Annotated in this window: 20 protein-coding genes and 1 pseudogene; 12 read left to right on the forward strand and 9 right to left on the reverse strand. The window is 71.5% G+C overall.

Translation table 11 applies throughout. The features are described from left to right. Positions 1-2 precede the first annotated feature (2 nt). Genes OKJ99_RS37435 through OKJ99_RS37455 form a run of 5 tightly spaced genes read right to left on the reverse strand, consistent with a single transcriptional unit; the run spans position 3 to position 5290 of the window. The gene (locus OKJ99_RS37435; RefSeq protein WP_326022854.1) at positions 3-851 is read right to left on the reverse strand and encodes a GAF and ANTAR domain-containing protein; all 849 of its coding nucleotides are present in this window, start codon (positions 849-851) and stop codon (positions 3-5) included. Positions 852-878: 27 nt separating this feature from the next. Next, positions 879-2750 carry a CheR family methyltransferase gene (locus OKJ99_RS37440; protein ID WP_326022855.1) on the reverse strand — a complete coding sequence of 624 codons (1872 nt, stop codon included), beginning with the start codon at positions 2748-2750 and terminating at the stop codon, positions 879-881. 11 nt (positions 2751-2761) lie between these two features. After that, on the reverse strand, positions 2762-3370 hold the full coding sequence (locus OKJ99_RS37445) for a chemotaxis protein CheB (protein WP_326022856.1): 609 nt from the start codon (positions 3368-3370) through the stop codon (positions 2762-2764). Positions 3371-3427: 57 nt separating this feature from the next. Then, on the reverse strand, positions 3428-4774 hold the full coding sequence (locus OKJ99_RS37450) for a DUF2252 domain-containing protein (protein ID WP_326022858.1): 1347 nt from the start codon (positions 4772-4774) through the stop codon (positions 3428-3430). An 18-nt stretch (positions 4775-4792) separates the two neighbouring features. Continuing rightward, complete coding sequence (locus tag OKJ99_RS37455; RefSeq protein ID WP_326022859.1) at positions 4793-5290, reverse strand: hypothetical protein; 498 nt, start codon at positions 5288-5290, stop codon at positions 4793-4795. Between the two features lie 125 nt (positions 5291-5415). Here OKJ99_RS37455 and OKJ99_RS37460 point away from each other — a divergent pair, with 125 nt between their 5' ends. Further along, on the forward strand, positions 5416-6621 hold the full coding sequence (locus OKJ99_RS37460; protein WP_326022860.1) for a winged helix DNA-binding domain-containing protein: 1206 nt from the start codon (positions 5416-5418) through the stop codon (positions 6619-6621). A 79-nt stretch (positions 6622-6700) separates the two neighbouring features. On the opposite strand, the gene OKJ99_RS37465 is transcribed toward OKJ99_RS37460, so the two are convergent. Further along, complete coding sequence (locus tag OKJ99_RS37465; protein ID WP_407700840.1) at positions 6701-6982, reverse strand: hypothetical protein; 282 nt, start codon at positions 6980-6982, stop codon at positions 6701-6703. Between the two features lie 137 nt (positions 6983-7119). On the opposite strand from OKJ99_RS37465, the gene OKJ99_RS37470 reads away from it, so the two are divergent. The 5 genes and pseudogenes from OKJ99_RS37470 (at position 7120) to OKJ99_RS37490 (ending at position 11569) form a co-directional block, all read left to right on the forward strand. Next, a complete protein-coding gene (locus tag OKJ99_RS37470; RefSeq protein ID WP_326022861.1) occupies positions 7120-7482 on the forward strand; it encodes an arsenate reductase family protein in 363 nt (120 codons plus the stop codon). Between the two features lie 75 nt (positions 7483-7557). Continuing rightward, positions 7558-8193: an RlpA-like double-psi beta-barrel domain-containing protein gene (locus OKJ99_RS37475; protein ID WP_326022862.1), complete on the forward strand. Its 636-nt coding sequence runs from the start codon at positions 7558-7560 to the stop codon at positions 8191-8193. A gap of 153 nt (positions 8194-8346) precedes the next feature. Beyond that, complete coding sequence (glnII, locus tag OKJ99_RS37480; protein WP_326022863.1) at positions 8347-9378, forward strand: glutamine synthetase; 1032 nt, start codon at positions 8347-8349, stop codon at positions 9376-9378. Between the two features lie 339 nt (positions 9379-9717). After that, positions 9718-10011, forward strand: a pseudogene (locus OKJ99_RS37485) (winged helix-turn-helix domain-containing protein); the annotation flags it as partial. A gap of 55 nt (positions 10012-10066) precedes the next feature. Next, positions 10067-11569 carry a DUF1996 domain-containing protein gene (locus OKJ99_RS37490; protein ID WP_326022864.1) on the forward strand — a complete coding sequence of 501 codons (1503 nt, stop codon included), beginning with the start codon at positions 10067-10069 and terminating at the stop codon, positions 11567-11569. A gap of 61 nt (positions 11570-11630) precedes the next feature. On the opposite strand, the gene OKJ99_RS37495 is transcribed toward OKJ99_RS37490, so the two are convergent. Continuing rightward, positions 11631-12065 (reverse strand): hypothetical protein, encoded by a 435-nt coding sequence (locus OKJ99_RS37495; protein ID WP_326022865.1) that lies wholly within the window; start codon positions 12063-12065, stop codon positions 11631-11633. 72 nt (positions 12066-12137) lie between these two features. Here OKJ99_RS37495 and OKJ99_RS37500 point away from each other — a divergent pair, with 72 nt between their 5' ends. From OKJ99_RS37500 to OKJ99_RS37525, 6 genes are all read left to right on the forward strand, one after another. Further along, a complete protein-coding gene (locus OKJ99_RS37500; protein ID WP_326022866.1) occupies positions 12138-15266 on the forward strand; it encodes an alpha-N-acetylglucosaminidase in 3129 nt (1042 codons plus the stop codon). Between the two features lie 36 nt (positions 15267-15302). After that, complete coding sequence (locus OKJ99_RS37505; protein ID WP_407700841.1) at positions 15303-15836, forward strand: tetratricopeptide repeat protein; 534 nt, start codon at positions 15303-15305, stop codon at positions 15834-15836. A 79-nt stretch (positions 15837-15915) separates the two neighbouring features. Further along, positions 15916-17835 carry a hypothetical protein gene (locus OKJ99_RS37510; protein WP_326022869.1) on the forward strand — a complete coding sequence of 640 codons (1920 nt, stop codon included), beginning with the start codon at positions 15916-15918 and terminating at the stop codon, positions 17833-17835. A 141-nt stretch (positions 17836-17976) separates the two neighbouring features. Next, positions 17977-18858 carry a metal-dependent hydrolase gene (locus OKJ99_RS37515; RefSeq protein WP_326022871.1) on the forward strand — a complete coding sequence of 294 codons (882 nt, stop codon included), beginning with the start codon at positions 17977-17979 and terminating at the stop codon, positions 18856-18858. After that, entirely contained in the window at positions 18855-19934 is a 1080-nt protein-coding gene (locus OKJ99_RS37520; protein ID WP_326022872.1) for a PDR/VanB family oxidoreductase, read from the forward strand. The genes OKJ99_RS37515 and OKJ99_RS37520 overlap by 4 nt, the downstream gene beginning before the upstream one ends. 68 nt (positions 19935-20002) lie before the next feature. Next, on the forward strand, positions 20003-20695 hold the full coding sequence (locus OKJ99_RS37525; RefSeq protein WP_326022873.1) for a TetR/AcrR family transcriptional regulator: 693 nt from the start codon (positions 20003-20005) through the stop codon (positions 20693-20695). 73 nt (positions 20696-20768) lie between these two features. Here the strand turns inward: OKJ99_RS37525 and OKJ99_RS37530 are convergent, their stop codons facing one another. Together OKJ99_RS37530 and OKJ99_RS37535 are read right to left on the reverse strand one after the other, a co-directional pair. Further along, positions 20769-21116, reverse strand: coding sequence for a 5-carboxymethyl-2-hydroxymuconate Delta-isomerase (locus tag OKJ99_RS37530; protein ID WP_326022874.1), 348 nt, complete (start codon positions 21114-21116; stop codon positions 20769-20771). A 117-nt stretch (positions 21117-21233) separates the two neighbouring features. Beyond that, the coding region (locus OKJ99_RS37535) for a PP2C family protein-serine/threonine phosphatase (protein ID WP_326022876.1) at positions 21234-22151 on the reverse strand (918 nt) is incomplete at its 5' end.

A 22151-nucleotide genomic window follows, 5' to 3' on the forward strand; every position in this document is an offset into this window, starting at 1 on the left:
TCTCAGCCGAGTCGGAGTCGTCCCTGGACGATATCCTGCGCGATATCGCCGATGGGACGACTGTCCGCGAAGGCGCGTACTTTGACCAGTTCCAGCGCGTCCGGTATGCGACAGCCGAGCTGGACGGCCACCATGCCCGCGGCCTGGTGGACCTCGGCGCGGTAGTCGATTCCTCCGAACAGACCGGGTACCGCGTCCGCACCGAGGAAAACGTTGCGGGTCAGGGAATCGGCGACCTGAGTGACGGTCGTGGTGGACGCGGCGTCCGAGCGCACGCCGAAGGCGGCCAGAGCCCCGATACAGCTGTCGGCGGACTGCAGGGGCACGGCGAGCACATGGCCTATTCCGAGCCCCTCGGCGGCCGGCCCGTAGCCGGGCCAGCGGCCCGCCAGCACGCCCCCCGAGGCGACGACCGCACAGCGGTTCCGCACCGCGTCGCGCGCCGGGCCCTCGCCGAGGATGTACTCCAGCTCCTGCGCGGCGCGCGAGGGCTCGTCGGACGAGGCGGCCGCGATCTGGTTCCGGTCGATGTCGACGAGGGTGACGGCGGCGCTGTCGGCCCCGCATGCCTCCGCGACCCCCGTCATGAACAACGGGGGCCGCCCTCCCGTGTCCGCCCAGCGGGCGGCGCGCCGGGCATGGGATTCGAGGAGCTGCGCGGTCAGCTCGTGGCGCCGCGCGCTCGCCTGGTGGATGTGCGCCAGGCGGACATGCAGATCGCCGCCGCGCTCCCGGGCCAGGTCCTCGCACTCGCGGACAAGTCTCAGCTCGCGGTCGGCGCGCTCGCGGGCGCGGGCCGCTCGCTGCCAGACGGCCGCCGCCTGTTCCGCCGAGCTCCCCCCGAGGGTCATGACTTCAGCGTACGCCCAAGGAACGGATCACGAGGCTCCGTTGCTCCGGCCGCCCTCCTCCATCAGCAGCACGACGCCGCCGCGGTGCCCATCGAAGGGGCTGCAGTTCACCGTGCAGTTGATGCTGCGGCCGAGGCGGTTGACGGCGGCGATCATCACGGGGTTGCCGCGGCTGCGGGTCTTGACGCAGTCCTCCACGGCCTCCCGCAGCGACCGGGTGGGCAACCCGAAGTCGAGGTCGAAGAAGGGCTCGTCGACCGCCTCGTCCTGGCGCAGCCCCCACAGGTCGCTCGCGCCCCGGTTCCAGCTCTTGACCCTGAGGTCCTTGTCGAGGACGACGATGGCGGCCGCGATGGAGGTGAGCACCCCCTCCAGGAAGGCGCGGGTCTCGTCGAGCTCGTCGCTGCGGATCCGCATTTCCTCGTTCATCGTCTCCAGTTCCTCGTTGCCGGACTGGAGTTCCTCGTTCGTGGTCTCCAACTCCTCGTTCGTGGACTGGAGTTCCTCGTTCGTCGTCTCCAACTCCTCGATGGAGGACTGGAGTTCCTCGTTCGTCGTCTCCAACTCCTCGTTCGTGGACTGGAGTTCCTCGTAGGCCGTCTCCAGGTCCTCGCGTACGCGCTTGACCTCGGCCTTGAGCTGGGTGGCCACCGTGACGTCGGTGAACGTGATGTGGGTGGCCGCCGGCATTCCGCCGGCGCCGATCAGCGGCTGGACGACGATGTCGAAGAACTGGGCGTCCTCGCCGACCCGGCGCTCCGCCCCGTTCACCCGCAGCGTCCGGCGCTCGTGCGTGGCCTGGTCGATCAGTGAACGCAGCTCGACGGGCCGGTAGGAGATCTCGAGATCCCGGAAGGGGCGGCCGATGTCGTTCGTGGTGAGGCCGAACTGCACGCGCGCGTGCTGGTTGATGAGAACGACGGAGCCCTCGGCGTCCACGGCGAGGGCTGCGCCGGGCGAGGCGTCGAGGATCAGATCGCGCAATTGGCGGTTCCGGGCCATGTGCTGCATCTCCCCGCCCAGGTTCGAGCGCAACTTCACCGGGGTGGGCTGGTAGGGGGCCGAGGAGTCACCCGCCCGGCGGCGGAAGATGCGCTGGCGCATGCTGACGACGTCGAAGCGGTCGGCGTCGTTGAGCAGCATCTCGGCCTTGCCGAGAAAGAGGAACCCGCCCTCGCGCAGCGCGAAGTGGAACCGGTCGATGATCTGGGTCTGCGCCTCGACGTTGAAGTACATCAGCGCGTTGCGGCAGACCAGCAGGTCGAGGCGGGAGATGGGGGCGTCGCGGGTGATGTCGTGGCGGCCGAAGATGACGCGGCGGCGCAGGTCGGAGCGGAAGAGGTAGCGGGCCCCGTTCTGCTCGAAGTACTTCTCGCGCAGGGCGTCGGAGAGCGGCTCCAGGGCCTTGGCCGGGTAGAGGCCGGAGCGCGCGTCGCGCAGGGCCTCGTCGTCGACGTCGGTGCCGTAGATCTTGACGCGGTTGAGGGTCTCCTCGACGCCGAGGGCCTCGGCGAACATGATCGCCAGCGAGTACGCCTCCTCGCCGCTGGAGCAGCCCGCGCTCCACACCCTGATCTCGTCCTCCGGGCCGTGCTCGGACAGGACCTCGGGGATCACCTCACGCTGCAGGTACGTCCAGGCGTCCGTGTCGCGGAAGATGGAGGTGACGTTGATCAGGATGGTGTTGAAGAGGGCGCTGAATTCATCCGCGTTCGTCTCCAGCTGGTCGCGGTAGTCGGCGTACTCCTCGATGCCGACATCGCTCATGCGCTTGCGGATCCGGCGTCCCAGGGACGAGCGCTTGTAGCCCGTGAAGTCGAAGCCGCGGGCGTCCCGAAGAAAGCCGAGCAGCTCCTCCAGCTCCTCGTCCGTCTCCACGTCACGCCGTGCCTCGCTCATCGCTGTCCTACCTACTGCTGCTTGGTGTCGACCAGTCCGCGGATCACCGTCGGGATTTCATTCAGCGGTAGCACGAAGTCCACTGTGCCCGTACCCACCGCCGCCTCCGGCATGCCCCGGAACTCCGCGGTGTGCGGATCCTGGGCGATCACGGTACCGCCGCGGGACTTCACGGCGTCGACACCCATGGCCCCGTCGTTGCCCGTGCCGGTCAGGACGACGGCGATGGCGCGGCGTCCGTAGGCGCCTGCGACGGATTCGAAGAGCAGGTCGGCGGAGGGGCGCAGGAAGTGGACCAGTTCGCTCTGGGAGAGGCCGAGGATGCCGTCCGGTCGCACGAGGAGATGACGGTCGGGCGGCGCGATGTAGACGGTGCCGGGCCGGGCCGCCTCGCCCTCCTCGGCGAGTTTGACGCGCAGGACGCTGCGGCGGTCGAGGATCTCCGCGAGGACGGTGCGGTGGCGCGGGTCCAGGTGCTGGACGACGAGGACGGGCACGGGCAGGTCGGCTTCGAGTCCGCCGAGGACGGTGACGAGGGCATGGAGGCCGCCCGCGGACGCGGCGACGGCGACGACGCTGAAGCTGTCGTCCGTACGGTCGGCACTGATCGGTGACGGCACAGCACCGACCCTAAACGCCCGACAGGTTCGCGGCTACGGATGCGTGTCGGCCGGCCGTCACACACCGGTGGCCGCGGTCAGCACCCCCGCCGATATCGCGCCCCGCAGCGCCGCGTGGTCCCGTGCGGTCTGGTCGGCGTAGTGCAGCGCGAACGCGGCGACCGCCCGGTCGAAGCCGTCCTTGCCGCCGAGGTAGGCCGCGAGCGCGACGCGGTCGCCCGAGCGGGCGTGCGCGCGGGCGAGGGCGGTGCCGCACAGCCCGGCGTACGCGAGGAGTTCGTCGGGTGGCATGACGGTGACGTCCGCGGAGCCCTTCATGTCGCGCAGTTGGCGCCAGTAGAAGGAGCGGCCCTGCGGTCCCGTCATCCAGCCGAGGAAGATGTCGCCCGCCGCCTGGAGCAGGCGCTGTCCCGATACGACGCGGTGGCCCGGATGGATGTACGGGCCGTGGTTCGGGATGTGGTCCTCGACGACGGACCGGGTGGCCTCCTTGATCTGGAGGAACAGCGGGTCGTCGGCGTCGCGCCCGGCGAGCAGCACGATGAAGCAGCGGGTGCCGACGCTGCCGACGCCGACCACCTTGCGGGCCGCGTCGACGAAGCGGTAGCGGTCGAGCAGGCGGCGGCGTTCCTCGGCGAGCGTGGAGCGGTAGTCGCCGAACATCTTGCGGACGGCCGCGGCGTCGGACACCCCGGCCGGTTCGAGGAGCGGCGGGTCGTAGGCGATGCGGCGGCGGCCGTCGGGGGTGGTCTCCGTGAGCTTGCCGAGGGCGTGCAGGCTGGTCCGCCGGGTGGCCTGGGCGAGGGTGTGCTCGGCGCGGCGGCGGTGGCGTGCGGTGCGAATGAGCGGGAGCAGCTCGTGGGCGTCGATCCGCTCGTACCAGACGGCGAGCTCACCGAGCGAGGCCAGGCGGCGCATGTTGGTGCGGTACGCGGTGACGGAGGTGAGGGCGGCGCGGTGGGCCTGCCGGTCGGAGTGGCCGTTGTCGCGGGCCGCGACGGCTATGGAGGCGGCGAGGCGTTTGACGTCCCACTCGAAGGGGCCCGGGTACGTCTCGTCGAAGTCGTTGAGGTCGAAGAGCAGGGCGCGGTCCGGAGCGGCGAACAGGCCGAAGTTCAACAGGTGGGCGTCGCCGCAGAGTTGGACGGTGAGGCCGGTGTGGGGTGTCGCCGCGAGGTCGCCGGCCATCACGGCGGCGGCGCCGCGCAGGAAGGCGAACGGGCTCGCCGCCATCCGCCCGTAGCGGATGGGCAGCAGGTCGCGGAGCCGGTCGGCGCCCTGTCGCTCCAGGGTCACGACGGGGTCGGGGCGGTCGGCGGACGGGATCCACGGGCCGTGCGAGGAGCGGGGGCTGTGCTGACGGGCTCGTCGGCCCAGGGCGGCACGTTCGGCGGGGCTGCTCATGGCTGGGCGCCCCGTCGGTCAATGACGCAGGGCGCGGGAGACCTCGGCGGTGATGTCACCGTCGAGGGAGTGGGTGCTGCGCGCGGTGGCGTCCTTGGACCCGCCGCCCCGCACGTCGTTCACGTTGAGCACGACGGTGTCCACCAGCTTGTCGTCGCCGTTCCTGAAGCCGACCTGGACGACGTACGACCTGGTGTCCGACGTGCCGTTGTCGACGGTGACCGGGACCGTGGTGCGATCGCCATCGGAGTTCACGTCGCCGAGCTTCACGTCGCCCTTGGCGTCGACGCCGTCCTTGAAGTCGTCGAACTTCTGCTGCGCCTCCGCGGTCGCCGACGCCACCACGTCGGACGCCCTCGACGCCGCCGAGGAGGCGGCCGATGCCGCCTTCGACGCGGCACTGGAGGGGCTGTCGCCGTCGTCGGAGCAGCCGGCCGCCGCCACGGTCAGGGCCGCCACGCACAGGGCCGCGCCCACCGCTCGGGCGCCTCGTGTGCCTCGTCGTACGTCCGCCATCGCCGACACCTCCGCTCGACCACCACTGCAGGTCGCCTCAGTCAACGGTGGGGCAGGGGCGGGGCGCATGCCAAGGGGGGCAAACAGGTGACCTTCGCGGCGGGGCGGCGGGCAGGATGTGCCGCATGAACACGAAGAGCACAGGAACCGTGCGGCACATCGGTGACGGCGAGCGGCGCGTGCGGCTCGCCGTCGCGCACCGCCTCGCCCCCTCGGTGCGCGCGGACCGCGCCGAGGACGTGGCGCGCTCGCTCGTGGCGCTGCACGGCACGGATCCGGCGACCGTGTACCTGGCGGTGGGGGCGCGGCTCGCGGACGCCTCCGGGACGGTCGCGGACGTCGAGCGGGCGCTGTACGAGGACCGGACGCTGGTGCGGATGCACGGGATGCGGCACACGGTGTTCACGTTCCCGGCGGAGCTGGCGGCGACGGTGCACGCGTCGACCGGGCTCGCGGTGGCGGCGAAGGCGCGGGCCGGGCTGCTCAAGGACATGGTGGGCGGGAGCGACGGGCGCCTCACTCCGGAGTGGCTGGCGGAGGTGGAGGCGTCGGCGCTGGCCGCACTTGAGCGGCGCGGGGAGGCGACGGTGACCGAACTGACCGTGGACGAGCCCCGGTTGAAGGAACACTTCACGTACGGCAGGGGCAGGAGCTACGAGGCCGAGCACACCGTGTCGTCGCGGCTCATGCGGGTGCTCGGGGTGGAGGGGCGGGTCGTACGGGGCCGGCCGCTCGGCTCGTGGACCTCCACGCAGTTCCGGTGGGCGGTCGCGCCGCCGCATCCGGAGCTGCCGGTCGCCGAGGCCCAGGCGGAGTTGCTGCGGCTGTGGCTGGGGGTGTGCGGGCCTGCCACGGAGGGGGACCTCAAGTGGTGGACGGGGTGGAAGGTCACGGACGTGCGCAAGGCGCTCGCCGCGGTGGGGGCGGTGGCGGTGTCGCTGGACGGCGGCGGCACGGGGTACGTGTCGGCGGACCAAGTGGACGCTCCGGAAGGCGACTTGGAGCCTTGGGCGGCGCTGCTGCCGGGCCTCGACCCTACGTCGATGGGCTGGCAGGAGCGTGACTGGTACTGCCCGCCGGAGCTGCGCCCCGCGCTCTTCGACGGGAGCGGGAACATCGGGCCCACGGTGTGGTGGGGCGGGCGGATCGTGGGCGGGTGGTCGCAGGGGGCGGGTGGCGAGGTGGTGTGGCGGTTGCTGGACGCCTCGGGTGGGCGCGAGGCGGAACGGGCCGTTGCCGCGGAGGCGGACCGGTTGTCGTCCTGGCTGGGCGGTACTCGGGTCACGCCGCGGTTTCGTACGCCGCTGGAGAAGGAGTTGGCGTCATCCTGATCTCGGGCCGCGACGGGGCGGGGGTCACGGGGCTCTGCCCCGGACCCCGCGCCTCAATCGCCGGCGGGGCTTGACTTGGTTACCGGCTGTACCGCATCAGCGCCCGCACCATGTGGCACGTCGTGTCGGACGGCGGATGGATCCCGACCTTGTCGGCCGTGGCGCGGATCTTGCGGTTGTGGGCCTGGGTGGGGAGGTAGACGCCGGAGTCGAGCAGGGCTATCGCCAGGCGCATGGCCTTCAGGCGGCGGTTGTGGGTGATGTACCAGTCGCGGGGGCGCCCCGCGGGGAGCGGCCTCTTCTCGAGTGGCGTGTACGGCAGATCGATCAGCATCGGAGCGGCGGCAGCGGGCACAGGCATCCTCCTGTCGCGAACGTCCGAGAGCCCCCGTAGCCCTCGAACACTGCTTCTATTCTACTGCCGACCACTGACAAAAGCCGCTGGCCAGAGCCGACTTGAGGGTCGCCGCACGGCTTCACTCACGTACCGTTGTCCCCATGGAGATCTGGATCAACCCGGCCTGCTCGAAGTGCCGAAGCGCGCTCACCCTGCTCGACGCGGAGGGCGCCGACTACACGGTGCGCCGCTACCTGGAGGACGTACCCACCCCCGCCGAGATCCGCGCGGTGCTCGGCCGGCTCGGCCTTGAGCCGTGGGACATCACCCGCACCCAGGAGGCCGACGCGAAGGAGCTCGGGCTTAAGGACTGGGCGCGCGACGCGGACAGCCGGGAGCGGTGGATCGAGGCGCTCGCCGCCCACCCGAAGCTGATCCAGCGCCCGATCATCACGGCCGAGGACGGCACGGCGGTCGTGGGTCGCAGCGAGGAGTCGGTGCGTGACGCAATGACGCGCCGCTGACTTTGAGCGTTCAGGCTCGGCTCCTCGTACGTAACGGCGTGCGCAACAACGTGCATCTCACGACAGGAGGCGCGCATGTCACGCAGGAGAACTCTCGGCCCGAAGAAGCGGCTCGCCCTCACGACGGCCGCGGCGGTGGTCGCGGGCGGCGGGGCGTTCGCCCTCGCGGCCACGAGCAACGCGTCGCAGGTCGACCAGGGCGCCCAGAGCGGCGCGCAGAGCTCGGCCGTGTGCGAAGGGCTGACCACGGCGCTCGGCAACAACCAGAAGTTCATCGACGGGCAGAAGGCGAACCCTGACGCCCAGTCCGAGGCCCGGATCGCCAACCGCGAAGCGGTGATCGCGGAGATCAAACGGAAACAGGAGGCCTCCGGATGCGATACGGGGGCGGAGGCCACCGCCACCGCCACCGCACCCGATACCACCGCCTCCGCCTCCGACCAGGCCGACGCCCCCGCCTCCGGTGAGCAGGTGTGCGCCGGGCAGCAGGTGACGCTCTCCGGGGAGGGCGGGGCCCCGGCCGCGTCCAGCGACCAGTTCCCGGCGGGCACGCAGCTGAAGGTGACCAACCTCGACAACGACAAGTCCACGACCGTCGAGGTCACCTCCACGTCCGGGTCCTGCGCCCTGCTCAACAACGCCGCGTTCGAGCAGGTCCGGGAGCCCGGCAAGTTCCTGATCCGCAACGCCCGCATCGAAAAGGTCGGGTAACCGGAGCACGGCACATCGCATACAGGTCCACGGGCCACGTCCCACCCCGCACCGCTCAGGTAACACGGGGTTCACAAACGGGCAACGGCCGGGAAATCCCCTGGTGACAAGCTTCCCGGCAGTTCGAGACCCGCGTGAATGAGGATGTGGCCCGTGACCTTCAAGGCTGAGTACATCTGGACCGACGGCACTCAGCCGACGGCCAGGCTCCGTTCGAAGACCAAGATAATCGCGGGCACCCCGCAGGGCCTGGACACGCTCCCGGTCTGGGGCTTCGACGGCTCCTCCACCAGCCAGGCCGAGGGTCACGCCTCCGACCTCGTGCTCCGGCCCGTCGCCCAGTACCCGGACCCGATCCGTGGCGGCGACGACATCCTCGTCATGTGCGAGGTCCTGAACATCGACATGACGCCGCACTACTCCAACACGCGTGCCGCGCTCGCCGAGACCGAGGCGCAGTTCGGCTCCCAGGAGCCGATCTTCGGCATCGAGCAGGAGTACACCTTCTTCGAGGGCGACCGCCCGCTCGGCTTCCCGGTCGGCGGCTTCCCCGCCGCGCAGGGCGGCTACTACTGCGGCGTCGGCACCGACGAGATCCACGGCCGCGACATCGTCGAGGCCCACCTCGAGAACTGCCTGAAGGCGGGTCTCGCCATCTCCGGCATCAACGCCGAGGTCATGCCGGGCCAGTGGGAGTTCCAGGTCGGCCCCGTGGCCCCGCTGGAGGTCTCCGACCAGCTGTGGATCGCCCGCTGGCTGCTCTACCGCACCGCCGAGGACTTCAAGGTCTCCGCGACCCTCGACCCCAAGCCGGTCAAGGGCGACTGGAACGGCGCGGGCGCGCACACCAACTTCTCCACGAAGGCGATGCGCGAGGGCTACGACGCGATCATCACGGCGTGCGAGTCGCTCGGCGAGGGCTCCAAGCCGCTCGACCACGTGAAGCACTACGGCGCCGGCATCGACGACCGCCTCACCGGTCTGCACGAGACCGCCCCGTGGGACGAGTACAAGTACGGCGTCTCCGACCGCGGCGCGTCGGTCCGCATCCCCTGGCAGGTCGCGCAGGACCGCAAGGGCTACATCGAGGACCGCCGCCCGAACGCCAACGTCGACCCGTACGTCGTGACGCGGCTGCTCGTCGACACCTGCTGCACCGCCCTGGAGAAGGCCGGCCAGGTCTGACGGCGCCGGCCGGGTCCGAATCCGGCCATCCGCTTCGGGAGGGTGTCCACATTGTGTGGGCGCCCTCTCGTTCGTGTGACCCATCTGTTTCAATGAAGGCATGGCCAGTCTCTATCGGAACAGCAGCTCGTGGGGTCGTCGGCACGACCTCGAGCCGTTCTGGCCGTCCCGCCAACACCACGATTTCGACCGTGTGTGTCGCCGCGTGAGGAACGCGCGGGCTCTCTAAAGCCGTTGGCCCGACCGCCACGGCCTTCGGTCCGCGCGCACGACGTACGTCCTGCTCCCCGACGTCTCCTCGCGCGAAAGAGTTGACCCATGGCTCATGCCCTTCTGACCGACCCGCTCATCTCCGTCGACACCGCCTGCCGCACGGTGCACGTCGCGGGCCGCCAACTCGACCTCACCTACCTGGAGTTCGAGCTGCTCGCCCATCTCGTCGGGCACCCGCACCGCGTGCACACCCGCGACACCCTCGTCCACACCGTGTGGGGATACGGGCATGTGGGCGACGGCCGCACCGTCGACGTCCATGTCGCCCGGCTGCGCCGGAAGCTGGGCGCCGAGTACCGGGACACCATCCGCACGGTGCGCCGCGTCGGCTACAAGTACACGCCACCCACCGGCAGTTGAGGTGAATTCCGGGGGCCGATTGAACAGGGTCGGCCCCCGTTGCGTACGTAGTCCCATGGGACGCACCTCACGGAAACGGCGCTCATCGCTGGCGACGCGCATGACCATCGCGTCGGCCGCACTGCTCCTGGGCGGAGGTGGGCTGGTCGCGGTCAACGTGTACGCGTCGGCCCACGAGGACTCCGCCGACGGGCAGGACGCGGGCAGCGGGACGCAACAGACACAGCAGACGCAACAAGTGGCCACCATCGACTGTCCGGACGTCGGCGCGCAGCTGTCCGACGTGCCGGACGGCGCCCGCGACGAGGTCGACGGTGAACTCGCCACCCTGGACACCCAAGTCACCGAGGCGTACAAGCGGCTCGCCTCGACGCGGGACGCGGCCGCGCGGGACCCGCGGTTCGTGCGGAACAGCATCATGGATCCGCTGAAGAAGAACCGCGGCACCATCCTTGAGCGCATCCGCCTGGAGATGGAGCGGCGCGGCGGACAGGCCCCCGACGGCATGAACGACATGGCCGAGTGCACGGCCCAGCCCAAGGAGGGCGAACAGCAGCCCCCGGACGGACAGGACGGCGGCTCGGACCAGGGCGGCGGCGGGGACCAGGCCGGCGGCGACCAGCAGCAGGGCAACGGCGGGCAGGCAGGCAACGGCCCCGTCGCCGCCGACTTCGCCGACATCACCAAGGTCCAGCCGAACGTCCAGAAGCCCCAGAATGGCGACAACGCCTCCACCGGCACCTTCACCACCCGCTGCGGCGTGAACGACAACAAGAAGTTCAACACCGACAACCTCATCGTGGCGCCCGGCGTGACCAACGGCGCGCACCACCTGCACGACTACGTGGGCAATCAGGACAACGACGCCTTCTCCAGCAACGACGATCTGGCGAACGCCGACACCAGCTGCCAGAACCAGGGCGACAAGTCCACGTACTACTGGCCGGTGCTGCGCGTGCAGGACGGCTCGGAGGAATTCGACGCCGACAAGGACGGCGGCGGCAAGGAAGGCAACGTCGGCAAGGTCCTTCAGGCCCAGAAGGCGAGCATCAAGTTCGCCGGGAGCCCGCAGGGCGAGGTCGTCCCGATGCCGAAGTTCCTGCGCATCATCACCGGCGACGCCAAGGCCTTCACCAACGGCACGGCGAACGCGAACGCGCACTGGAGCTGCACCGGCTTCGAGGACCGCCAGTTGACGGACAAGTACCCGCTGTGCCCCGACGGTTCGAAGGTGGTACGCAGCTTCGCGTTCCAGAGCTGCTGGGACGGGCAGAACATCGACAGCGCCAACCATCGCACACACGTGGCATTCGCTGACCAGGCCGGCAACTGCCCGCAGAACTTCAAGGCCATCCCGCAGCTGAAGATGCGCCTGGTGTACGACGTGCAGACGCCGACGATCGAGAACGGACAGGTGAAGAACCCGTTCGCGGTGGACGGCTTCCCCGAGCAGCTGCACAAGCCGATCACGGATCATGACGACTTCATCAACGTCTTCGACGACCAGACCATGCAGAAGGTCGTGGACTGCATCAACAAGGGCGATCGCTGCGACTGAGCGATCGCCCCACCCCGGCCGCTGCGCGGCCGGCTCAGCGGAGACCCCCGTACCCGGAGAGCTACCCCGCCTCGTGACCCCCACCACCGCTACTCCCCGAGTGGTGCGAGGCGGGCTTCTCCAGGGTCCCGCCGAGCCGGCCGCGCAGCTTCGTGAGCTGTGCGGCGCCGCCGACCGCGATCCACTTGGGTCCGACGAGGTAGACGCCGCCGTAGTCGTTGGCCTGGTCGAACCACTCGGCCTGGCCCTTGTCCGTGGTGAAGGTAGCGAGGATGTAACGCCTCTTTCCCGCACCGCAGTTGGCCTGTCGGATGTCGGCCGCGTCGGTCTGGATGTCGGGGCGGCAGCCCGCCTCCTTCGCGAGGTGTTCCAGGCTCCCGGAGGCCGTACGGGGGATCTTCGGCGTGTCGTCCTTCGGGGCCCCGTCGGAGCCACCCGAACCGCATCCGGTCGCGGCCGCGAGCAGTACGGCCGCCGCCACCAGCTTTTGCCTCATTGCGCTCTCCTGTCCCGTACGTTCCGTTGCTACCGTGCGCCGCACCAACCGCGACGCAAGGGGGGTACACGTATGTCCGCACCATCGCGACGCACTGTTCTCGGCACGACGGCCGCCATCGGCCTCGGCACGGCCCTGGGGACCGGTTCCCCGGCCGCTCAGGCGGCTCCGCGCCCGATCGGCGCGAGGGAGGTGCCCGTTCTTGATACGGCTGAGGCGCGCGCGGCACTCAACCGTCAACTTCCGCACCACGCCGACCAGTTCCGGCTCAGACTGCTGGCCGCGAGCGGCACGGAGGACCGTTTCCGGGTGACCGGGACGCAGGGCCGCATCACGGTGTACGGGACGACCCCGGCGACGCTGCTCGCCGGGGTCCACTGTTTTCTGAAGTACGAGTGCGGGGCGCACATCGCCTGGAACGGCTCCCAGCTGGACCTGCCGGACCGCCTCCCGGCCCCCTCGAAGACGCTGGAGCGCCGCACCCCGCTCCCCCACCGCTTCGCGCTCAACGACACCAACGACGGCTATACGGCACCCTTCGCCGACTGGTCGTACTGGGAGCGCGAGATCGACATCCTCGCGCTGCACGGCTGCAACGAGGTGCTGGTCATCGCGGGCATGGAGGCCGTCTACCACCGCGTACTGAGGGACTTCGGCTACAGCGACGAGGAGTCGCGGGCCTGGCTCCCCGCCCCGTCCCACCAGCCGTGGTGGCTGCTGCAGAACCTCTCCTCGTACGGGGGGCCGCTCTCGCCCGAACTCATCGCCAGACGCGCCGAGTTGGGGCGAAGAATCGTCGACCGGCTGCGTGCGCTCGGCATGAGACCCGTGATGCCCGGCTACTACGGCCACGTGCCGAAGGGGTTCGTGGAGCGCAACGGCGGGGACGCGCACGTCGTGCCGCAGGGTGTGTGGCACGGCTTCGAGCGCCCCGACTGGCTCGACCCGCGCACCAAGGCCTTCGCGCAGGTGGCGGAGTCGTTCTACGGGCACCAGAAGGACCTGTTCGGCGAGATCGGCGCCTTCAAGATGGACCTGCTGCACGAGGGCGGCACGGCAGGTGACGTGCCGGTCCCGGACGCGGCGCGCGGCGTCGAGACGGCGCTCCAGAAGAACCGGCCGGGGGCGACGTGGGTGATCCTCGGCTGGGAGGCGAACCCGCTGCCCGAGCTGATCGACGCGATCGACAAGAAGAAGATGCTGATCGTGGACGGTGTCTCGGACCGCTTCACCTCGGTCACCGACCGCGAGAAGGACTGGGGCGGCACCCCGTACGCGTTCGGCACGATCCCCAACTTCGGTGGCCGTACGACGATCGGGGCCCGCGCGCACATCTGGGAGCAGAAGTTCTTCGCGTGGCGCGACAAGCCGGACAGCGCGCTGGCCGGTACGGCGTACATGCCGGAGGCCACCGACCGGGACCCGGCGGCGTTCGAGCTGTGGTCCGAACTCGCCTGGATGGACGCGAAGGTGGACCGGGCGGCCTGGTTCGCCTCGTACGCCGACTTCCGCTACGGGCGCCGCGACAAGGAGGCCCGCGCCGCCTGGCAGGCGCTGCACGACACGGCGTACCAGCACAGGGCCGCCGAGCGCTCGGACCCGCACGACTCGCTCTTCGCGGCCCGCCCCGACCTCGCGGCCGACCGCGCCTCCTACTACGCGCCGCGCGCCCTCGCCTACGACCCGGGCCGCTTCGACGCCGCGCTCGCCGGACTGCTGGGCGTGGACGGGAAGTTGAGGGGCAGCGCGGCCTACGCGTACGACCTCGTGGACGTGACGCGGCAGGCACTCGCGCACCGCAGCCGACAGCTCCTCCCCCAGCTCAAGGCCGCGTACGCCGACAAGGACCGGGCCACCTTCACGGCCCTCGCCACACTGTGGCTGAAGCTGATGCGGCTCTCGGACGACGTGACGGGCACCCACACGGCGTTCCTGCTCGGCCCGTGGATCCGGGACGCCCGCAATCTCGCCACGAACGACGCCGAGCGCGCCGAGTTCGAGCGCTGCGCGAAGGCGCTGATCACGGTGTGGGGCGATCGGGCCACGTCCGATCCGGGCAACCTCCACGAGTACGGCAACCGCGAGTGGCACGGCCTGATCGCCGACTTCTACCTGCCGCGCTGGCAGAAGTGGCTCGACGAGCTGTCCGACGCGCTGGCCGCGGGCCGGGAGCCCGCGAAGGTCGACTGGTTCGCGTTCGAGCAACCCTGGACGCGCGAGCGCAAGGACTACCCGCTGCGGGCGTACGGGGATCCGTACCGGACGGCCTCGAAGGTCCGCGACGTCCTCGCGCGCGCCCCGTACCAGGGTTCGGTGGCGGTCAAGGCCGAGCCGTCCGCGTTCCCGCCGGGCGGGCACGCGCGCGTGGCGGCCACGTTCCGCAATGTCAACGGGCTGCGCGCGACGGGCCGCGTCGACTTCCAGCTCAAGGGCATCGCCGCCGAACCCGAGGGCGCGACGCACCTCGGCAGCGTGCCACCGGCGGGCGAGGGCACGGTCACGTGGCAGGCGAGCACGCCCGGGACCCCGCTCGACAAGCCGCTGCGCCCGCTCCCGTACACGATCGACGTCCAGTACGGTCCCGCCGGCGAGAAGCGGGTCACCTACGTCCACAAGGGCACGCTGTTCGAGGCCGGGCCGTTGGCCGAGGGCTGGCGGACGTACAGCAACAGCGCGGCGGTCTTCGGGCAGCTCGACGAGCGGTTCGCGATCGACGGCGGCGGCGCGGACCTGTGGAAGGGCACGGCGGAGTTCGGGGCGCTGTACCGCGCGAACGCGTTCCGGGACGGTTCGGTGGCGGTCGTGCGGGTGGACGCGCAGGCGGTGACGGGCCCGTGGGCGCGCGCCGGGATCATGGTGAGCAACTCCATCGGTGGCTCTGGGTCGTTGGGCTTCGCGAACCTGGCGGTCACGCCCGCCAATGGCGTCGTCCTCTCCTACGACTCCACCGGGGACGGCACCCTCGACACGTACAAGCGGATCACCGGGATCAAGGCGCCGGTGCTGCTGCGGCTGTCCCGGGCGGGCGACTCGTACACCGGGGAGTGCTCGACGGACGACGGCGCCACGTGGCGGACCGTCGCGACCGTGCCGTCGCCGAGGCTCGCCTCGGCGCAGGGCGTGGGCATGTTCATGAGCGCGACGAACGGCGGGAACGGGACGCGGGGCACGGTGGAGTTCAGCGGATGGAAGCTGAGCTGAGCCGGTACCGCTAACTCCGGTGACACCGGGGCGCCGCTGTGTGAGAGTGCCCCGGTGAGCACCGAGAGCAGTGACTGGGAAGAGCGGATCGCGGCCGCGTGGGCGGCGTTCGGCGCCTCCACCGACGACACGGAGGCAGGGGCGGGCGAATTCCGCGCGCTCATCGACGGGCTCGCCGCCGAGCTGCCCGCCGGCAGCCCCGTCGCGCCGTTCGAGCGGGCCTCGGCCTTCGACTCGACCGGCCACTCCGGCAAGGCGGTCCCGCTGTACCAGGAGGCGCTGCGCCTCGGCCTGAGCGGCTACCGGGCCCGCCGTACGAAGATTCAACTGTCCAGTTCACTGCGGAACATGGGGCGCCCGGAAGAGGGCGTCGCGCTCCTCGAACCGGAATTGACGGCTCCCAGCGACGAATTGGACGACGCGGTGCGGGCCTGCCTGGCGCTGTGCCTGTCGAGTCTCGGCCGCGACAGGGAGGGTCTTGCCCTGGTCCTCGGCGCGCTGGCACCGCATCTGCCCCGGTATCAGCGGTCGATGGCGAACTACGCGGAGGCGCTGCGCGTGTCCGAATAGGTGGGTGCGGGACTCTTGCGGGAACGGACAGCTGTGACCATCCCACGATTCGCTCGTTCAGCTGAACGTGCAGTCAAAGGTGCAGCAGCAATCCACGCCCCCGTCCACCGCGCCGGCCGCCGTCATCGACGTCGAGCAGGCCGAGGCCGCCCTGGTCGAGCACTACCCACGACTGGTCCGGCTCGCCTACCTCGTGCTGCCGCCGGGCCTCGGCCGCAACCGCCGGGTGCTGACCGCCCACTCGGTGGTCCAGCGGGCGCTCCCCCGCGGCCGCACCGCGGACGCGCCCGCGCCGGTCCCGGCCCAGCGCGACTCCGCCGGCCGCACCGGCGACCCCGGCTTCGCCTACGTACGCCTGAAGGTGCTGCGCAGCGCCCTGGAGGCGGGGCTTCCGCTGCGGCGCGCGGCCTGGCCGAAGCGGGCGCAACTGCCGCCGCTGCTGCCGCAGGTGTGGGGGCTGAGGCTGTTCCCGAAGTCCGGCGGCGCCGATGAACTCGCCCTGGACCAGCAGCTTTCCGCGCTGAGCGGCCCCGCCCGCGCCGCGTACGTGCTGCGCGGCCTGGAGCGCCTCGACGACGCCGCCGTCCGCGCGGTCCTCACCGAGGCGGGCTGCACGCAGGAGGACGCGGCGGCGGCCCTCGCCGAGGCGCGCGGCATGGCGGCCGACGCCGGGTCCTGCACGGAGCTCCTGGAATCGCCCGAGTTCGACCCGTGCTCCCTGCACGCGCGGCCCACCGATCTGATGCGCCGCCGCCAGCACCTGAAGGCGGCGATCGCGGCGGTCGCGGCGACCCTCGTGTGCGGCGCGCTGCTCGGGCTGCCGGGCGAGGGCTGGGCCCCGGACGGCGCGGCGGCCCCGCCGTACGCGAAGAACCCGGCGGGCCAGGCGGCCCTGAATCCGGCCAAGCTGCGAAGGGTCGCGCCGGACGCGTGGAAGACGTCGGCCCGCACCGACTTCTCGGTGTGGCCCGCGCGCGGCTCGCTCACCGGGGACAAGGATCTGCTGCGCAGGGCGCTCGCCGTGTGGGCGCGGCCCGGCGGCTCCGTGAAGGTCTCGGCGACACCCGGCACCCCGGCGGGCGCACCGCCCGGACCGCCGCAGCTCCTGTACGCGGGCGAGCTCGACCAGGCCCGCGTCGTGCTGCTCTACGACGGGTTGCGCATCGTGCGCTACGCCGAGCCGAAGAGCGGCACGAGCGGCGCCGCGCTCGACTTCGCGCGGGTCGACGGGGCGGCGGACGCGCAGTCGGGTGCCGTGGTGATGGACCGGGCCGACGGCAACGTCCGCTATCTGACCGCCCCTTGGGTGGCCAAGGCCGCCACCCGCGACCTCCTGAAGCCGGCCGCGGGGGCGAGTGCCCTGTCGCGTACGAAGGACGGGGTGACGGCGCCGTTCCCGAGCCCGGCGCTCGCGACGTCCTGCACGTCGTGGAACGCGCTGGCGCTGACCGACTCGACCGGCACCCGGCTCACCACCGACCTCGGCGAGCTCGTGCCCGCGCACCTCACGTCCGGCAGCCCCACCGCGCCCCGCGAGGCGCGGCCCGCGGACTGGGCGACGACCGCGTGCTCACTGTCGGCGGCGCGCTCGCACGGGGTGCGCTCCGTCAACTCCTGGGCGTACGCGCGCCAGGCGCTGCCGGAGGGGAACGGGACGGCCGAGTGGTGGTGCACGCGGGCCGACACGTGGCGGGGTGTGGGGCCGCGCACCCTCGCGCTGTTCCGGGCGCCGGGGGCGAATACCGCTGTCGTCGCGGCGAAGTCGCAGTCGTCGCCCGCGTGTGGCTCGCGCCAGGAGCGGGTGCTTGCGGGTGTGCGGTGGAAGTCGCGGGAGGGGGCGTGGTACCTGGTTGCCGCGGGCAGCCGGGGGGTGAACTCGGTGACGGCTTCTGGGCGGTCGGCTCGTGGGAATGTGCTTGCGGTGCGGCTGGCGCGTGGCGCGGAGGTTTCGCTGTCCGGCAGGTCGGCTCAGGGAGCGAAGGTTCGGCCCCTGAGGTGAGCCCGGTCGCGGGGCTCTGCCCCGGACCCCGCTGCTCAATCGCCGCAGGGGCTTAATCGGCTCAACCCGCGCAGGGGCCTGATTGGCAAAAGTGGTGCACGAGGGGTGTCCAAGGTGTCTACCCGTCAGTACATTGACGCCATGTCTAATACGCGCGTCCCGTTGAAGGCACGCCAGGTGTCCTTCGCCTGGGACAAGACACCCCTGCACTGGCTGCCGGACGACCCGTTCAGCACGCACACCATCAACGTCCTGCACCTCCTGCTGCCGGCCGGCGAACGCTGGTTCGTGCACGTCTACAAGCAGGTGCTGCCGTACATCACGGACGAGCGGCTGCGCGAGGACGTCATCGGGTTCATCGGCCAGGAGGCCATGCACTCGCAGGCGCACGACGAGGTGTTGCCGCACCTGCGGGAGCAGGGCCTGGACCCGACGCCGTACACGGCCCAACTCGACTGGTTCTTCGAGAAGTTGCTGGGCGACCGGACGCTGCCGCCGGGCAAGGCGCGGCAGTGGTGGCTGATGGAGCGGGTGGCGCTGATCGCGGCGATCGAGCACTACACGGCGTTCCTCGGCAACTGGGTGCTGAACGCCGAGGAGCTGGACCGGCGCGGCGCCGACCCGATGATGCTGGACCTGCTGCGCTGGCACGGCGCGGAGGAGGTCGAGCACCGGGCGGTGGCCTTCGAGCTGTTCGAGCACCTCGACGGCAGCTACCGGCGCCGCGTGCGCACCTGGGCCACCGCCTTCACCGCGCTCGTCTTCCTGTGGCAGCGCGGCGCGCGGTTCTTCATGGAGAACGACCCGACGCTGGTCGACGGCAAGGCCTCCTGGAAGGACTTCTACCGGAGCGGCAAGCGGGGCGTGCTCCCGACGCCCGGGGCCATGGCGCGGTCCATCCCCCGCTATCTGAGCCGGAGTTACCACCCGGACCAGGAGGGCGACACCGAGCAGGCCGTCGCCTATCTCGCCTCGTCACCCGCGGCCGTCGCCGCCGAAGCCCGTACGGGAGCCGACCGATGAAGGCCCGTACGCTGCGCAAGGCCGTGGTCGTCGCCGGTGCCGCGTACGTCGTGCGGAACGCGATGCGGCTGCGTGTGCGGCGCTCGCCCCTGTGGCCGATGCCCGCGCTGGAGGAGCCGACGTCGGGGCGGCCGCGGGCCCGCGCGCTGAACCTGCTCGTCACGCGGCACGAACAGATCGCCGACGGTGTCGTGCAACTCCGTCTCGAGGGCCGCGACCTGCCCACCTGGCGGCCGGGCGCGCACCTCGATCTCGTGCTCCCCTCCGGGCTCGTACGGCAGTACTCGCTGTGCGGCGATCCCGAGGACACGTCGTCGTACACCGTCGCCACGCGGCTCATCGCGGCGGACGAGGGCGGGCGCGGCGGGTCGCGCGAGGTGCACGAGCAGGTGCGGGAGGGCACGGAGGTCGAGGTGCGCGGGCCGCGCAACCGCTTCCCGCTCGACGCGGAGGCACCCGCGTACGTGTTCGTCGCGGGCGGCATCGGCGTGACGCCGATCCTGCCCATGCTGCGGGAGGCCGCGGCGCGGGGCGCCGACTGGAAGCTGCTGTACGGGGGCAGGTCGCGGGCCTCGATGCCGTTCGTGGAGGACGTGGCGAAGCTGGCCGACGAGGCCGCGGGCCGCGTCACGGTCGTGGCGGAGGACGAGGACGGGCGGCCCGACCTCGCCGCCGCGCTCGCGGACACCGTGCCCGGCACGGCCGTTTACTGCTGCGGTCCCGAGGGGCTGATGGCGGCCGTGGAGGCGGTGCTGCCCGAGCACTGCACGCTGCACAGCGAACGGTTCGCGCCACGCAATTCGGCCGAGGGCAACGGCCCGTTCGAGGTCGAGCTGCGGCGCAGCGGCAAGATCGTGGACGTACCCGCCGACACGACGGTGCTGGCGGCGGTCCGCTCGGAGATGCCCGCGATTCCGTACTCCTGCGAGCAGGGCTTCTGCGGAACCTGCCAACAGCGGGTCGTGGAAGGGGAGATCGAGCATCGCGACGAGTTGCTCACGGATGCCGAGCGTGCCGACTCGATGCTGATCTGCGTTTCGCGGGCCCGTGGCGAGCGTCTGGTTCTCGACCTTTAATGACGTCGCGCGGGGACGGTGCCCGGGGTCCGGTTGGCAGGCCGGATTCGCTCGGTAGAGTGTTCGGCATGACTACCGGGGTGCGGCGCAGGATGGGAGTCGAGGAGCGGCGGCGGCAGTTGATCGGGGTCGCACTCGAACTGTTCAGCCACCGCTCCCCCGACGAGGTCTCCATCGACGAGATAGCGGCCGCCGCGGGCATCTCGCGGCCGCTGGTCTACCACTACTTCCCTGGCAAACTCAGCCTGTACGAGGCCGCGTTGAGGCGGGCGGCGCAGGATCTGGCCGAGCGGTTCGTGGAGCCGCAGGAGGGTCCGCTCGGCGCGCGGCTGCTGCGCGTGATGGGCCGCTTCTTCGACTTCGTGGACGAGCACGGGCCGGGCTTCTCCGCGCTGATGCGCGGTGGCCCGGCGGTGGGTTCGTCGGCGACGAACGCGCTGATCGACTCCGTCCGGCAGGCGGCGTACGTCCAGATCCTCGCGCATCTGGGGGTCGTGGCGCCCTCCGCGCGCCTCGAACTCGTCGTCCGCTCCTGGATCTCGCTCGCCGAGTCGACGGCGCTGATCTGGCTGGACGGCCGCCGTATCCCCCGCGAGGAGCTCCAGCGCCAGCTCGTCCACGACTTCGCGGCGCTCGCGGCGGTGAGCGCCGCGTACGACGAGGAGATGGCGGCCCTCCTCCGCCACCTCCTCGCGGACGAACCGGGAGACGGCCCCTTCGCAGCCCTGATCACCCGCCTCGCAACACTGGCCCCGGCGTAGCCCCATCAAGCCCCGCCGGCGTTTGAGGCGCGGGGTCCGGGGCGGAGCCCCGTGGCGTGGGGGACGTGCCGCCTCAGTCGGCGACGGCCGAGCGGTACGTCGGGTCCAAGTCCCGCACCTCGACAGAGAGATGCACGCCCGCCGCCCCCTTGATGTGGCCCGGCAGCGCCGCCAGAACCGCCTCGGCGAGCGCCGTCTTCGCCTCCTCCGTACGCCCCGCGAGCAGCGCGATCTCCACGTGCACGAGGGAGGCGGGCCCGTCCCCGACCACCGTGGCCCCGACACCGCGGAACCGCGTCTTGCACGCGGGAATGCGCGCGGCCACGATGTCGACGGCCGCCTGGTGCACGGCCCCGGCGAGCCCGGCCCGGTCGAGGCGGTCGTCGAGGTCCGCGGAGTGGTCGACGGTGATCTGCGGCATGAGGCCCTCCGAGGTGTCGTGGTGCGTGCGCACACGCGTGTCGGCGCCAACCTTCACCCGGAAGCGCCCGACCGCACAATCACGTCCCGACCGGCGGACGCACCGACGGACACCCGGTCACCGCGGAGCGCGCCGCAGCGCCAACAGCGCGATGTCATCGGCCCGGTCACGACCGAACCTCGCGAGAAGCGCATCGCACAGATCACCAGGCGCGGCAGGCGCCACCGCGGCGGCGCGCCGCAGTTCCTCCAAGGACAGGGACAGATCGATGCCGCGCGTCTCGACGAGGCCGTCGGTGACCATGAGGAGGCGGGCACCGGGGGCGAGGTCGAGCACGGTGGGCTCGGGATGCGACAGGCCGAGCCCGAGCAGCGGCCCCGCCGCCCTCGCGTACCGGGCCGCGCCGCCGACCGGCACGATCAGCGGCGGGATGTGTCCCGCGTTGGCCACCCGCGTACGGCCCGTGTCGGGGTCGACGAGGGCCAGGCACAGCGTGGCGGTGAGCTGCGGGTGGTAGTGCTGGAGCAGCCGGTCGAGGCGGGTCACCAGGTGCCCGGGGCGCGGGTCCTCCAGGCAGTAGGCGCGCAGCGCGTGCCGGAGCTCGACCATCACCGTGGCCGCGTCGAGCGAGTGCCCCACGACGTCGCCGACGCCGACGAGTACGCCCTCGGGGGTGGGCAGCGCCGCGTAGAAGTCGCCGCCCATCTCGGCCTCCTGGGAGGCAGGCTCGTAGCGGAAGTCGACGTCAAGGCCGGTGAAGGCGGGCAGCACGGAGGGCAGGAAGCTGTGTTGCAGCGTGTGGGCGACATGGCGTTCCTGCTCGTACAGGACGAGGGGTTCCGCGGCGAGCGCGGTCGCGCGGGCGAGCTGGGCGACGAGCGGCCCCACCCGGCCGTCCGGGTCGGCGAAGTCGGGCGTGGCCAGGCACACGGGGAGCCGGCCGTCGCGGGTGCGGGAGAGGCTGAGCCGGGCGCCGCCGGGCCCGAAGTACGCCTGCGGCCACGCGGCCCCGGGCCGCAGCGTGGTGCGTACGCC

The organism is Streptomyces endophyticus (assembly GCF_035798155.1).
GTDB classification, from domain to species: Bacteria; Actinomycetota; Actinomycetes; order Streptomycetales; family Streptomycetaceae; genus Streptomyces; species Streptomyces endophyticus.